This is a genomic window from Aeromicrobium sp. S22 (genome assembly GCF_009661045.1).
GTDB classification, from domain to species: Bacteria; Actinomycetota; Actinomycetes; order Propionibacteriales; family Nocardioidaceae; genus Aeromicrobium; species Aeromicrobium yanjiei.
Window position 1 is genome coordinate 110,498 of the sequence record NZ_WJWV01000001.1, and the last position, 13,542, is coordinate 124,039.

At 70.7% G+C, this 13,542-nt stretch carries 11 protein-coding genes; 1 reads left to right on the forward strand and 10 read right to left on the reverse strand.

What is annotated here, in order from left to right:
- Positions 1–351: 351 nt before the first annotated feature.
- From trxA to GEV27_RS00610, 5 genes are all read right to left on the reverse strand, one after another.
- Positions 352–684 (reverse strand): thioredoxin, encoded by a 333-nt coding sequence (gene trxA / locus GEV27_RS00590; RefSeq protein WP_153654884.1) that lies wholly within the window; start codon positions 682–684, stop codon positions 352–354.
- Positions 685–733: 49 nt separating this feature from the next.
- Positions 734–1,717: a thioredoxin-disulfide reductase gene (trxB, locus tag GEV27_RS00595; RefSeq protein ID WP_153654883.1), complete on the reverse strand. Its 984-nt coding sequence runs from the start codon at positions 1,715–1,717 to the stop codon at positions 734–736.
- 88 nt (positions 1,718–1,805) lie between these two features.
- Positions 1,806–3,374 (reverse strand): protein kinase family protein, encoded by a 1,569-nt coding sequence (locus GEV27_RS00600; protein ID WP_153933208.1) that lies wholly within the window; start codon positions 3,372–3,374, stop codon positions 1,806–1,808.
- A 75-nt stretch (positions 3,375–3,449) separates the two neighbouring features.
- Positions 3,450–5,117, reverse strand: a complete 1,668-nt coding sequence (gene murJ, locus GEV27_RS00605) for a murein biosynthesis integral membrane protein MurJ (RefSeq protein WP_153933209.1) — start codon at positions 5,115–5,117, stop codon at positions 3,450–3,452.
- Positions 5,110–7,176 carry a DUF6049 family protein gene (locus tag GEV27_RS00610; RefSeq protein WP_153933210.1) on the reverse strand — a complete coding sequence of 689 codons (2,067 nt, stop codon included), beginning with the start codon at positions 7,174–7,176 and terminating at the stop codon, positions 5,110–5,112. Before GEV27_RS00610 ends, murJ begins: the two co-directional genes overlap by 8 nt.
- Positions 7,177–7,244: 68 nt before the next feature.
- Here GEV27_RS00610 and GEV27_RS00615 point away from each other — a divergent pair, with 68 nt between their 5' ends.
- Positions 7,245–8,678 (forward strand): CCA tRNA nucleotidyltransferase, encoded by a 1,434-nt coding sequence (locus tag GEV27_RS00615; protein WP_375335579.1) that lies wholly within the window; start codon positions 7,245–7,247, stop codon positions 8,676–8,678.
- A 3-nt stretch (positions 8,679–8,681) separates the two neighbouring features.
- Here the strand turns inward: GEV27_RS00615 and GEV27_RS00620 are convergent, their stop codons facing one another.
- From GEV27_RS00620 to GEV27_RS00640, 5 genes are read right to left on the reverse strand one after another with little or no spacing between them, the layout of a single operon-like run.
- On the reverse strand, positions 8,682–9,971 hold the full coding sequence (locus tag GEV27_RS00620; RefSeq protein WP_153933211.1) for an ABC transporter substrate-binding protein: 1,290 nt from the start codon (positions 9,969–9,971) through the stop codon (positions 8,682–8,684).
- The gene (locus GEV27_RS00625; protein WP_153933212.1) at positions 9,964–11,067 is read right to left on the reverse strand and encodes a branched-chain amino acid ABC transporter permease; all 1,104 of its coding nucleotides are present in this window, start codon (positions 11,065–11,067) and stop codon (positions 9,964–9,966) included. Before GEV27_RS00625 ends, GEV27_RS00620 begins: the two co-directional genes overlap by 8 nt.
- Positions 11,068–11,069: 2 nt before the next feature.
- Positions 11,070–11,948, reverse strand: coding sequence for a branched-chain amino acid ABC transporter permease (locus GEV27_RS00630; protein ID WP_153654876.1), 879 nt, complete (start codon positions 11,946–11,948; stop codon positions 11,070–11,072).
- Position 11,949: 1 nt separating this feature from the next.
- The gene (locus GEV27_RS00635) at positions 11,950–12,669 is read right to left on the reverse strand and encodes an ABC transporter ATP-binding protein (protein ID WP_153654875.1); all 720 of its coding nucleotides are present in this window, start codon (positions 12,667–12,669) and stop codon (positions 11,950–11,952) included.
- On the reverse strand, positions 12,669–13,484 hold the full coding sequence (locus GEV27_RS00640; protein ID WP_153909737.1) for an ABC transporter ATP-binding protein: 816 nt from the start codon (positions 13,482–13,484) through the stop codon (positions 12,669–12,671). The genes GEV27_RS00635 and GEV27_RS00640 overlap by 1 nt, the downstream gene beginning before the upstream one ends.
- Positions 13,485–13,542 lie beyond the last annotated feature (58 nt).

Genomic DNA, 13,542 nt, shown 5'->3' on the forward strand with positions numbered 1-13,542 from the left:
AGAGCGACGCCCGCGCGGGTCGCAGCGCATCTGACAGGAATCCGTCACCCCTCCTCTGTTGCGCCCTGGTAGGGGTGACAGATTCCCAGGTTCTCCTGGGAATCCAGCAGCTCGGGGCGCGGCCGACAAATGACGTCAGCCGGCTGGTCGCAGCGCATCTGACAGGAATCCGTCACGTCTCCTCTGTTGCGCCCTGGTAGAGGTGGCAGATTCCCAGGTTCTCCTGGGAATCAGGCGGACGGGGGCGGCGGGCGGGGGCCGACAAGTCGACAAAGTGCTTTGGGGACATGGTGATATGAAGAAGCCCGGCCCACCTTGCGGTGGGCCGGGCTTCTTCGGTGGGGTTGCGAGCTACGCGGTGTGCTCCTCGAGCTCCTTGAGGATCGCGCTCTTGGGGCGGACGCCCACGATCGAGCGGACGACCTCGCCCTTGTAGTACAGGTTCATGGTCGGCAGACCGGTGACCCGGAACTGCGCGGGGGTGACCGGGTTGGCGTCGGCGTCCATCTTCACAATCGTGAGCTTGTCGCCCTTCTCGGCGGCGATCTCCTCGAGGATCGGGGCGAGCTGGCGGCACGGTGCGCACCAGCTGGCCCAGAAGTCGACGAGGACGGGGCCCTCGGCGTTGAGGACGCGGTCTGCGAAGTCCGCGTCGGTGACGGCGGCAAGGGTGGATTCAGCCATGTGTTGCTCCTTCAGGTCTGTGGTGGAGTTCAGCGGGTGGTAGGAGGGGTCAGTCGGCCCACTGGGCCATGGCGACGTCCGTCGCGGGCTCGCCGGCGGAGTCGCGGTCGGCGAGGTAGCGCTCGGCGTCGAGGGCAGCGGAGCAACCGGTGCCGGCAGCCGTGATGGCCTGACGGTAGGTGTGGTCGACCAGATCGCCCGCGGCGAACACGCCCGGCACGTTGGTCGCGGTCGAGCCGGGCTCGACCAGGACGTAGCCCTCGTCGTCGAGGTCGACCTGGCCGGTGAGCAGCTCCGAGCGCGGATCGTGGCCGATCGCGATGAACAGGCCGGTCGCGTCGAGACGCCGGGTCTCGCCGGTGACCGTGTCGCGGAGCGTGAGCGCCTCGAGCTTGTCCTCACCGATGATCTCGGCGACCTCGGAGTTCCAGGCGATCTCGATCTTGTCGTTGGCCAGCGTGCGGTCCTGCATGATCTTGGAGCCACGCAGCTCGTCGCGCCGGTGCACCAGGGTGACCTTGGACGCGAAGCGGGTCAGGAAGTTGGCCTCCTCCAGCGCCGAGTCGCCGCCGCCCACGACGACGATGTTCTGCTCACGGAAGAAGAAGCCGTCACACGTCGCGCACCAGCTGACGCCGTGGCCCGAGAGCCGGTCCTCGCCGTCGATGCCGAGCTTGCGGTAGCCCGATCCCATCGCCAGGACGACCGCCTTGGCGCGGTAGGTGCTGCCGTCACCCAGGGTGACGGTCTTGATCTCGCCGTTGAGGTCGACTGCGGTGACGTCGTCGGAGACGAGCTCGGCGCCGAAGCGCTCGGCCTGGGCGCGCAGCTTGTCCATGAGGTCCGGACCCATGATGCCGTCGGGGTAGCCCGGGAAGTTCTCGACGTCGGTCGTGTTCATCAGGGCGCCGCCGGCGGTGACCGAGCCCTCGAAGACGAGCGGCTCGAGGTTGGCCCGCGCGGCATAGATCGCCGCGGTGTAGCCCGAGGGGCCCGAGCCGATGATGATGAGGTTGCGGACGGTGTCAGTCATGGAATGCCTTTTGACGGATGGTCGCGGAGTACGTGAGTCTCAACCCATCCTAGGGGCTGGACATTCCCCGGAGCCCCGGTCGGCGCCGTCAGGAGCGACCGCGCACCACGACCTCGGAGATCTCACCGCGGAACTCGCCCGGGGCGACCTCCGGGAGCGACGTGAGCCACACCACGACGTACCGGGTCATCGTGTCGCGGGGCAGCGAGATGCTGGCGTCGGAGGCGGCGCCCTGCAGTCCGGCGACCTGCTCGAGACCGCGTCGGGACGAGGGCAGCCGACGCGTGTCGTCCGTCGCGGTGAAGATCTCGATGTCGGTCGGGTCGCCGACCAGCCGCAGCCGCAGCGAGGTGACCTCGCGGGGCCCGCCGAGGTCGAGCACGACGCCGACACCGTCCTTGAGGCCACCGAGGCGGGGACTGCCGAAGTAGGTCGACGTGCGCCAGCTCGTGGACGGCTTGCCGTCGACGATCGACGGGGCCTGGTCGCCGTTCTCCCGGCCGTCCTCGCCCAGCGGATCGAAGTCGACGACCCGCTGCACCGGCAGCACGCGCACGGGGGAGGTCGGGTCGACCGGTCCGGACGCCTCCTCCTTGGACCGGCTGACCAGCACCGCCAGCAGCGAGACGATGACCAGGGCGCCCACGACGCCCAGCAGCACCAGGCCTCGGTCGCCCTTGGCGGCCCTGCGGGCTCGCGCGCGTCCTCGCTCGAGCGTGGTCGGCGGCGCAGGCTCGTACGCCTTGGGGCGCCGGCGCGGTGGCTCGAGGCCGGGCGGTGGGCCCTCGGGGACGATCACGGGGTCCAGGCGGAGCAGATCGGGCGACGACAGCCCGGCGAGACTCGGCTGGTCGTCGACCAGGTCGTCGTCCTCGCCGGACAGGCGCAGTGTCCGCGCGATCGACGCTGCGGTGCGCAGCGGGGTCTCGTGGTTGCGGGGAGGGGAGCCGAGGATGCGGTCGGCGGTCGTGTCGATGTCGCGAGAGACGCCCGCGCGCACCTGGCGGGGGCGCAGCAGCCGTCCGTGCTCGGTGGGCGCGGCCCGGAGCCCGTCGACGTCCGCGCCCGGCCACCGGCTGGTGACGCACGCGTAGAGGAGCTTGCCCAACGCCTGCACGTCCAGCTGCTCGTACTCCTGCAGGTCCGCGAGCGTGTCCTGTCGCCCTGCGGGTGCGAGCGCGGTCGCGACCCCGAGGCCGACGACCCGCACCGCGCCGGACTGCTTGAGCAGCACGTGGCGCGGGGTGAGCCGGCGGTGGTACACCCCGTGCTCGTGGGCGTGCGCGAGCGCCTCGGCCACCTCGGCAACCACGGTGGCGGCGCGGCGGTTGGGCAGCGAGGACTGTGCGAGCAGCTGGTCCAGGCCGAAGGCGCGGGCCCACTCGCGGACGACCATGTGGTGGCCTTGCTCGTTCTCGATGAGGTCGAGGACGCGCAGGAACCGCGGATCGGTCACGGCGGTGGAGTCGCGGGCCGCGGACAGGAAGTGGTCCGCCCGGGGGTCGTCGCTTGCGATCAGCTCGATGCCGACATTGCGGTTGAGCACCTTGTCATGGGCCCGCCACGTGCTGGAGCCGAGGCGCTCGCTCACCAGGTCCTGCAGCTCGTAGCGTCGGGCGAGGACGTCACCGGAGGCCAGTGATCGCCTCTCGCTCATCGGTCCGCGCCCCTTGTCCAGCACCTGTCCCCGTGCTGCGGCCCATGGTAGTCGGCGGCGGGTCGACGCCTTGTCCTAGCCGCGGCGCCGCAGCGAGTCGACGAGGTGGGTCAGCTGGGTCAGGCCGACGACGCGGGCCGCGGCGACGTACGTGACGGCGCCGGCGAGACCGGCGATCACCGTGGTGATCAGGCCACCCACGGCCCGGGCCGGTTCGAGGCCGGCGACGTCGAGCCCGCGGGCGACCCCCAGCGTGACGAACGCCGTGAGGGCGACCGCGACGACGAGCCGGCGCACGAAGAACACCATCTCCCGATCGATCACCGGTCCGACCGAGCGGGTCAGCAGCGTCAGCGACAGGATCGACCCCACGACGTACGAGATGCCGTAGGACAGCGCCAGCACGGCGGCGACCCGGTACGGCTCGACCAGCGACGTGAGCACGACCGCGCAGACGATGTTGACGATCGAGATCACCAGCTGGATGAAGAAGGGGGTGCGGGTGTCCTCGTTGGCGTAGAACCCCCGCAGCATCATGTAGTGCAGGGTGAAGGCGATCATCGCGAGCGAGAACGCCGAGATGGTCTGCCCGATCGCCACGGTGTTGCCGCCGAGCGAGCCGATCGCCCCGGCGATGGCCGCAGCGGGCTGGCCGAGGCACGCGACCGCGACCGCGAGCGGGACGATGATGACCATGGCCATCCGGAGGGTCCGGCCGAGCTCGAGCTGGAACCGGTCGTAGCGCCGCTCGTTGGCGAGGGCCGCGAGCGTGGGCATGATCGCGGTGGCCAGCGAGACGGTGATGACGCCGTGCGGCAGCTGGCTGACGAGGAAGCCGATGCTGTAGACCGCGAGGCCCGCGGCGGGCTTGCCGTCGACCGTGCCCTCGAGGTTGGCACCGGTCGCGATGCGAGCGATCGCGAAGTACGCGATCTGGTTGACCAGGATGAACAGCAGGGTCCAGACGCCGAGTCGCAGCGTGTGGCTGAGCCCGACCCCGCGGAAGTCGAACCGCGGCCGGTAGCGGAAGCCCGCAGCGCGCAGGTAGGGCACGAGGATCACGGCCTGGAGCGCGATCGCGGCCGTCGAGCCGACGCCCAGCAGCAGGGCCTCACCTGTCGTGAAGCCGTCGGCGCCGTTGCTCGCGCCGAAGATGAAGTAGTAGACCAGGATCACGGCACAGGCCACGACGTTGTTGGCGATCGGGGCCCACATCATGGGTCCGAACCGCTTCCGGGCGTTGAGGATCTGTCCCACCAGGACGAACACGCCGTAGAAGAACACCTGCGGCATGCAGAGCATCATCAGCAGCTCGGCCGACTCGCGCTGGTGCTGCAGGGCGGGCGTGAACAGCTCGTCCTCGAAGACCAGGTGCAGCAGGGCGGGGACGGCCAGCGTCAGCAGGACCGTGGCGATGCCCAGCACGACCACGCCGAGCGTGATGACCCGGTTGGCGTACGCATCGCCGCCGTCGGGATCGTTCTTCATCGCACGGACGAGCTGGGGCACCAGCACGACGTTGAAGATGCCGCCCGCGACCAGGATGTAGAGCGCGTTGGGGATCGTGTTGGCGGCCTCGAACAGGTCGGCGTTGAGCGCGACGCCGATGACCCAGGCCAGCAGGATCAGGCGGCCGAAGCCCGTCACCCGCGAGATCACCGTGCCGAGCGCCATCCAGGCGCTGGCCCTCGCGACGGTCTGCTCCTCGGTGTCCGGAGCGTCGGGGCGCGGCTCGTCAGTCATCGTCGTCCCCCACGGGCATCGCGGACGAGGCGGTCCGGCGGCGGTGGAAGCGGCGCACGAGGGCGGCCAGCACGAACAGTGCGGCGAGCCCCATCGCGACCCACAGCACCGTGCCGATGCTGCTCGAGCGCACCTTGAACGTCGTCGGCGACCCGACGTCGGTGCCGTTCGCGGTCACGAGGTGGGCGGTGAGGAAGGTCGTCCGCTGGCGGCCGAGATCGACCTGCACGGTGATGGTGCGCCGCTCGCCGGCTGCGACGTCGACGTCGTCCAGGGTCGGGATGGTGAGGGCCGGATTGCTCGAGTCGAGGTCGACGCCGATGCGGATCGCCTCGTCGGTGTCGTTGCGGATCGTGAGCGGGAAGCCGCCCTTGGAGCTCGAGAGCGTCACGGACGGCGGCGCCTCGATCGAGATCTTGTCGAGCTCGGAGGAGATCCGCCGCGCGTACGACGTCGCGAGGACCAAGCCGGCGGACCGGTCGAGGCGCCACCGGACGCCGAGCACGCTGGCGACCTCGCGGGCGAGGGTGTCGTCGACGTCGGCGGACTGCGAGATGATCGAGCTCAGCGTCGCGCCCATCTCGACGATCTCGGTGGCCTTGAGCACCTGTGCCCGGGACAGCGGACGCGCCTCGGCAGTCGTCGGGACGTCGCCCTTGTAGGACATGAGGCGCTGGGTGAGGAGTGCGTCGAGGCTCGTCGCCCGCGTGAACGGGACCGTGAACGCGGTCGACAGCTGGCCCGTGGACCACCGGACGCCCGGGTCCCACTGCGGATCCACCATGGTGAACGAGTCCGCACGCGAGTCCGGGTCGATGGCCCGCTCCAGCACCGCGAGCGCGGCGTCGCTCAGGACACGTTGGCGCAGGACCAGCACGGTCTCGGGACCGGTCGAGCCGGTCGGCTTCGGGTCGTTGACGAGCAGCGGCAGCGGCCCCTTCGCGGAGGTGTACTGCACGAGCGACCCGAGGCGGGGCTCCCAGTCCGGCAGCGACGACGAGCTCACGATGACAGGACTGTCGCCGCTGCCGCGCTGGTTGCTGAGCAGTCCCCTTGTCACGCCGTCGCGCGTGGGCCAGGAGACCCGGCGGCCGCTGAGCTGGTACTTCGCGAGGACCGTGTCGGTCGCGCGATCGATCGCCCGCACGAGCGGTCCCTCCAGATCGGGATTCTCGGCGAGCGCGAGCACGTCGGGGCGGTCGTAGCCGAGGATCCACGGGCTGTGCGTCCGCGCGTACTGCAGCAGGTCCTCGAGGAACGTGGCGGCGCCGGCCCGCTGCTCATCGGTGAGCTCGAGGTCGTCGGGCAGGTGACGGGCGTTGGCGAGGTCGTCGACCCCGACCAGCAGCGCGGGATCGACGAGGGCGGTGCCCGCGCCGCCGCCGGAGGACCCGGACGCCAGGTCGAGCAGGTTGCGCAGCTGACCGCCGGGGCTGACGGCCCGCAGGAGCCGGTCGGGACGGGCGTACGTGCCCGCGCCGGTCCGGGTGTCGGTCATGAGGAACGGCCACAGGATCGAGGTCGGCACGGCCTCGCGGTCGGAGGAGATCAGCGGCAGGGTCGTCGTGGCCCCCGCCAGCGCCTCGGGGCTGCGGGAGCCGTCGGTGTCGGTCGCCAGCACCTGGACCCCCACGGGATACACGCCCTCGGCGCCCGTGATGCCCAGCTGCTCATAGGGCACCGAGATGCGGAACCGCTTGGTCTGGGAAGGAGCCAGGTCGCCGAGCTCGTCGAATGCGCCGGTCTCCACGACACGTACGCCGGTGTAGGCCTTGCTGTTCGCCATGGCCTCGTCGACCTGGGCGCGGGTCGTGAACGGCGAGGCCGGGATCACGAGGTACACCTGCGCGGCCGTCCAGGCGTGGTCGTTGCGGTTGGTCACGGTGCCCGTCATGGTGACGTCGGCACCGCGGGTCAGCCGGCTGGGGTCCAGCGAGCGGATCGACACCTGCAGATCGGGGTCCTCGCCTGCGGCCTGGGCGGGCACCACGGGGGCAAGCACCGCACCGAGGATCGTCACGAGCAGCGCGACGAGGATCGTACGGCGGGGGCTGCTCACCCGAACATGCTAGACGTCGGCCCGGCAGCGGAGGGGCACCCAGGTCGGGGCCGATAGAGTATGTCCCCGTGCCCACGTCCCCGTTGACCCCCGACCGCCAGGCCAGGATCGACGCCGAGCTCGCCGCCAACCCGTTCCTGGCCGAGATCGGCGTGCTGTTCGAGTCCGCGGGTCACGAGCTGGCGATCGTGGGTGGCCCGGTTCGCGATGCGGTGCTGGGACGACCCGGCAACGACTGGGACCTGACCACCTCGGCCCGGCCCGACGAGATCGAGTCCGTCGTCGCGGGGTGGGCCGACGCGGTGTGGGACATCGGACGCGAGTTCGGCACGATCGGCGTCCGCAAGGGCGATCACCAGCTCGAGATCACGACGTACCGCAGCGATGAGTACGAGGCGGGGTCCCGCAAGCCCGAGGTCATGTTCGGCGACTCCCTCGACGGCGACCTGGCGCGCCGGGACTTCGCGGTCAACGCCATGGCGATCCGGCTGCCGTCGCGCGAGTTCGTCGACCTGTTCGGCGGCCTCGACGACATCGACCATCGGCTGCTGCGCACCCCGGTCACCCCCGAGCAGTCGTTCAGCGACGATCCGCTGCGCATGATGCGGGCCGCCCGGTTCGTCGCCCAGCTCGGCTTCACGGCGTCCCCCGACGTGGAGGCCGCGATGGCGGCGATGGCCCCGCGCCTGGAGATCGTGTCGGCCGAGCGGATCCGCGACGAGCTCAACAAGCTCCTGCTGAGCCCGCACCCGGTCGCGGGCCTGCGCCTGCTGGTGGGCACCGGCCTGGCCGAGCAGATGCTCCCCGAGCTGCCCGCCCTCAAGCTCGAGCGCGACGAGCACCACCGGCACAAGGACGTCTACGAGCACTCGCTGACCGTGCTCGAGCAGGCCATCGCGCTGGAGGGACGCCTCGAGCACGCGCCCGACCTGACGATCCGGCTCGCCGCCCTGCTGCACGACATCGGCAAGCCACGCACCCGTCGCTTCCAGGACGGCGGGACGGTCACGTTCCACCACCACGACGTGGTGGGAGCCAAGCTCGTCCGCAAGCGCATGCGTGCGCTGCGCTACAGCAACGAGCTGACCGACCACGTCGCGAAGCTCGTCGAGCTGCACCTGCGTTTCCACGGCTACGGCTCCGGGGAGTGGACCGACTCGGCCGTGCGCCGCTACGTCCGCGACGCGGGCGATCAGCTCGAGCGGCTGCACATCCTCACCCGTGCGGACTGCACGACCCGCAACGCCAAGAAGGCCCTGCGCCTGCAACGCACGTACGACGAGCTCGAGGAGCGCATCGCGGTGCTCGCGGAGCAGGAGGAGCTCGGGTCGATCCGTCCCGATCTCGACGGCGGGCAGATCATGGCGATCCTCGGGATCCCGCCCGGCCCGGAGGTCGGTGAGGCGTACCGCTTCCTGCTGGACCTGAGGATGGATCGAGGTCCGTTGAGCGAAGCAGACGCCACCGAGGCGCTCCGGGCCTTCTGGGCGGCCCGAGACTGAGGACTACTTGGCCGCCGGGATGCCCTTCGCAGGAGGCGCGGTGGCCTCGCCGTCGAAGACCGCGACCTCGGTGCCCTCCTGGTCGTCCGTCGCGTAGACCGGTCCGAAGTACTCCTGCGAGTCGCCGGTGACCTTGGCCATCTGCGCACCGCCGTAGCCAGCGTGGTCGTCCTTGGAGTAGCGCGGCGACGTGAGACCGGGTCCGTCGAGCGCCCCGGACTCCATGGTCTCGACCAGACCCTCGCGGGTCAGGTCCTTGCCGGTCTCCTGCAGCGCCTGGACGAACAGGTAGCCGACCGTCATGCCGTAGACCGTGTTGCCGGTGAACGGCTTGTCGCCGTTGTAGTCCTTGTTGATCTTCTTGAACAGCGTGATCCAGGGATCGGAGTCGTCGAACGCCGACGGCAGGTAGTTGGTGCTGAGGAAGCCCTCGAGCAGCGGTGCCGCCTCGCCGAGCGCGGCGCTGAGCGTCGCGTAGTCCGCGCCGACCGACGTGCTGATCCACTGCGGCTGGAACTTGAGGCGGGCCGCGGTGCCGATCGCGAGCGCGGTGAAGCCCGGCACGGTCGCCAGCGAGACGACCTCGCAGCCGGCCGCCTTCAGCTTGCCGATCTGCGGAGCCACGTTGGTGTTGCTGGTGACGTACTTCTGCCGCTCGGCCACGCCGTCCTCGCCGAGCACCTGGGTCAGGCCGAGCAGGGCGTCCTGGCCGAAGTCGTCGTCCTGGCCGAGGAAGCAGACCTTCTTGTCCGCGAGGTTCTCCTTGATGTACGTCGCCTGGACCTTGGTCTCGGTCGTGTAGTCGGCCTGGAAGCCGAACGTCGTCGGGTACTTCTCGGCCTGGTTCCAGCTCCGGCTGCCCGAGGCGACGAACAGGTCAGGCACCTTGTTGGTCTTGAGGAAGTCGAGCACGCCCGTGTGGGTCGGGGTGCCGAGACCGTTGACGATCGCGAAGACCTTGTCCTTCAGCACCAGCTCGCGCACGACCGTCTGGGTGTTGGCCGGGTTGTAGCCGTCGTCCTCGACGAGGTACTTGATCGTGCGGCCGTGCACGCCGCCGTTGTCGTTGACGTAGTCGAAGTACGCCTTGGTGGCCGGCGAGATGGTCGAGTAGCCCGCAGCAGCGGGTCCGGTCAGGGGCTGGTGGGTGCCCACGACGATCGAGGTGTCGGTGACCCCCGGCGCGGAGGCCGCGGAGTCGCTGCCTCCTCCGCACGCGGCGAGCGTGCCGATCAGGCCGAGGGAGGCGATCGCGGTGACCGATCGCCGGAGGTGGGGCAGTGAGCTAGGCATCGATGGACTCCGTACTGGTGGTGGTGGATGGGCGTGCTGCGGTGGTGCCGGGAGGGGAGTCGGGGGTGCGGCGACGCAGTCGTCCGAACGCCGTGGTGACCAGGCCGTGGATGCCGCGGGGGAACAGGATCGTGACCAGCACGAGGACCAGCCCGAAGACCAGCAGCGAGAGATTGCCGTCGAGGCGCTCGGCCAGGGCCGGGGACGCGTCGATCCGGTCGGCGAGCGATCCCGTGAGCTCGGGCAGCGCGACCAGGAGCAGCGCGCCCCACACGGCACCCGCGAGGTGGCCGATGCCGCCGATCACGACCGCCATCAGGAGGAACAGGCTGAACGCGAGCGAGAACGCGCCGGGCGACACCGCCTGCGTCAGCACCGCGAGGACGCCGCCGCCGAGGCCGGCGGTCGCCGCGCTCACGACGAAGACGATGACCTTGGTGCGACCCACGTTGATGCCCGCCAGGCGTGCGGCCACCTCGTCGTCGCGCACGGCCCGCATCTCGCGGCCGAAGCGGCTGTGGACGAGGTTGGCCAGCAAGAACACCGTCAGCAGGGCGGCGGCACACGCGATCCACGCCTGCCACCGCTCGAGCGGGAACGTCGCGCCGAGCCCCACGGGTGCGGGCTCGACCAGCACCGAGAGTCCCTGGTCGCCGCCGAGCTGGTCGGCGAACGTGGTCGTGATGGCCGGGACGACGATCGTCAGGGTCAGGGTCAGGCCAGCGAGATAGGGGCCGTGCAGCCGGGCCCCGGCGAGCCCGACGACGGCTCCGACCACGGCCGTGGCCACGATCGCGCAGGCGAGCGGCACGAGCAGGAGCAGTGGTCCGGTGGTGCCGCGGTCGCCGAGCTCGGCCGAGCTGAGCGCACAGGCGTACGCACCGACCGCCATGAGCGCCCCGTGGCCGAGCGACAGCTGCCCGGAGAGGCCGACCAGCACGGTCAGACCCGCGGTCGCGCACAGGTAGGCGGCCATCGTGGCGAGCTGGTAGTTGCGGTACGGCGAGAGACCGTACGTGAGGGCGAGCACGGCCATGGCCGCGACGAGCAGCAGGAGCGTGTGGCGGGCCAGTGTGTGGCGCGAGAGGAAGCTCATCGTCACACCAGCCGTGCCGAGGTGTGGCCGAACAGTCCGGACGGTCTCAGCAGGAGCACGCCGATCAGGACCCCGAGGATCACGACCGCGGAGATGTCGCTGCCGGAGTAGCCGCTGACGTACGACAGCACGAGCCCCACGCCCAGCCCGCCGACGACCGCACCGATCGGGCTGTCCAGACCGCCGACGACGGCGGCCGTGAAGGCGTAGACGAAGACGAGGTCGGTCGCGTGGGGGTGCGCCCCGAGCTCGGTCGGGACCACGAGCAGTGCGGCGAGCCCGCCGACCGCACCGGCGAGGCCCCAGCTCAGCGTCAGCATCCGCCCGACGTTGACCCCGAGCAGCCGGGCCATGTCGGGTGCGAAGGCCGCAGCTCGCATCGTCAGGCCGAGATCGGTGCGGGTGAACGCCCAGCCGAGCCCGACCATGACCACCACGACGGTGCCGAAGACGAACAGGTCGTACGGCGACAGCAGTGCCTGGTCGCCGATGCTGAGGGGCGTGCGGCTGAACGGGACCTTCATCGGGCGGTACTCGCTGCCGTAGACGATGCCGAGCACGGCCTGGATCACCAGCACGAGCCCGAGCGCGACGATCACCGCGTTGAGCGGCTGCCGGGCGTCGACGAAGCGCATCACGAGACGCTCGGCGCCGGCGCCGATGAGCAAGCCACTGAGGATCGCGGCCGCGAGCCCGAGCCAGTACGAGCCGGTCGCCGTCGTGACGCTGTACGCGACGTACGTCGAGGCGGCCGCCATCGCGCCCTGGGAGAAGTTGACGATGCGGGCGCCGCGCCAGATGAGCACGAGCGCCAGCGCGAACGCGGCGAAGACGGCGCCGCGGGCGAGACCGTCGACGGTGAGGAAGATGAAGCGATCCATGTCAGAACCCCAGGTAGGCGTGTCGGAGGTCGTCGTCGGCGGCGATGCGGTCGGCGGAGTCGCTGGCGACGACCCGCCCGAGCGACAGGACCACACCGTGGTCGGCGATCGACATCGCGCTGCGGACGTTCTGCTCCACGAGCAGCACGGTCAGGCCGGTCTCGTCGCACCGTCTCTTGAGCAGCGCCATGATCTGGGCGCTGACCTTGGGGGCCAGACCGAGCGAGGGTTCGTCGAGCATCATGAGCCGCGGACGGGCGACGAGCGCGCGGCCGATCGCGAGCATCTGCCGCTCGCCGCCGGAGAGCTGGTGCCCGGCACTGCGTCGCCGGCGCGTGAGGGGCTCGAACATCTCGTAGACCTCGTCGGTCGCGCGCCGTCCGTCGGCCTTGTCCTTGCGCCAGACGTGGCCGAGACGCAGGTTCTCCTCGACGGTCAGCTCGGTGATGACCCCACGACCCTCGGGGACGTGGGCGATGCCGCGGCGGACGAGGTCCTCGGTACGCGTCCCGCGCAGGGGGTCCCCGTCCCAGGTGACGGTGCCGGCGGAGACCGGGATCGTCCCGCACAGGGCGCGCAGCAGGGTGGTCTTGCCGGCGCCGTTCGCGCCCACGACCGCCACGATCGTCCCGGCGGCGACGTCGAGGTCGATGCCCTGGAGCACCGGCGCGCCGCCGTATCCTGCGGTCAGACCGCGGACGGCCAGCAGCGAGTCGCTCATCAGACGTCCACCTCGGCCCCGAGATAGGCCTCCGCGACGGCGGGGTCCTCGCGGACGACTGCGGGTGTGCCGGTCGCAATGACCCGGCCGAAGTCGAGCACGACCAGCTCGTCGCACACTTGCATCACGAGGTCGACATGGTGCTCGACGAGCATCACCGAGCAGCCGGCGCCGCGCGACGGCAGGCTCATGATGAGCTCACCCAGCTCGAGGACCTCGTCGTGGCCGAGGCCGCCGGCCGGCTCGTCGAGCAGCAGCAGGCGCGGCTCGCTGACGAGCGCGCGGGCCAGGGCGACCCGCTTGCTGACCGCGTACGGGAGGGTCCCGGGCTGGGCGTGCGCGTGGGCGCCGAGCCCGAGCTCGTCGATCAGGGCTGCGGCCCTGTCGTGCAGCTCCCGCTCGTCGCGGTCGGTGCGCGGCAGGGCGAGCAGGCCCGACCACCATCCCGTCCGTGCTGCGCCGCCTGCCCCGGCGACGATGTTCTCGAGCACGCTCAGCCCCGGGAACAGACCGAGTCCCTGGAGGCTGCGGGACACCCCTGCACGGACCAGCCGCTGCGGTGCGGGCCGGAACGGCCGGCCGTCGAGCGTCAGGTGCCCGGTCTGCGGACGGGTGAACCCGCAGACGACGTTGAACAAGGTGGTCTTGCCGGCTCCGTTGGGACCGATCACGCCGAGGACCTGGCCCGGTCGGACCTCGAAGCCCACGTCCGACAGAGCCGTCAGACCGCCGAACTGCACCGTCACGTCCTGCACCGTCAGGTGGGCACCCGACCGGCTGCCGTCACGCGGTGTGACGTGCGTCTCGATGTTCATGCACACAGAGTGTATGTTTTTGCCGCACGCGTCAACCACCCACCAGGACGGAGGAGAG

Bases quoted from the DNA above. Each gene is read 5' to 3' on its own strand.
- GEV27_RS00620 (WP_153933211.1), bottom strand. From the start codon at position 9,971: ATGCCTAGCTCACTGCCCCACCTCCGGCGATCGGTCACCGCGATCGCC.
- murJ (WP_153933209.1), bottom strand. From the start codon at position 5,117: ATGACTGACGAGCCGCGCCCCGACGCTCCGGACACCGAGGAGCAGACC.
- GEV27_RS00625 (WP_153933212.1), bottom strand. From the start codon at position 11,067: ATGAGCTTCCTCTCGCGCCACACACTGGCCCGCCACACGCTCCTGCTG.
- GEV27_RS00640 (WP_153909737.1), bottom strand. From the start codon at position 13,484: ATGAACATCGAGACGCACGTCACACCGCGTGACGGCAGCCGGTCGGGT.
- GEV27_RS00635 (WP_153654875.1), bottom strand. From the start codon at position 12,669: ATGAGCGACTCGCTGCTGGCCGTCCGCGGTCTGACCGCAGGATACGGC.
- GEV27_RS00630 (WP_153654876.1), bottom strand. From the start codon at position 11,948: ATGGATCGCTTCATCTTCCTCACCGTCGACGGTCTCGCCCGCGGCGCC.
- GEV27_RS00600 (WP_153933208.1), bottom strand. From the start codon at position 3,374: ATGAGCGAGAGGCGATCACTGGCCTCCGGTGACGTCCTCGCCCGACGC.
- trxA (WP_153654884.1), bottom strand. From the start codon at position 684: ATGGCTGAATCCACCCTTGCCGCCGTCACCGACGCGGACTTCGCAGAC.
- trxB (WP_153654883.1), bottom strand. From the start codon at position 1,717: ATGACTGACACCGTCCGCAACCTCATCATCATCGGCTCGGGCCCCTCG.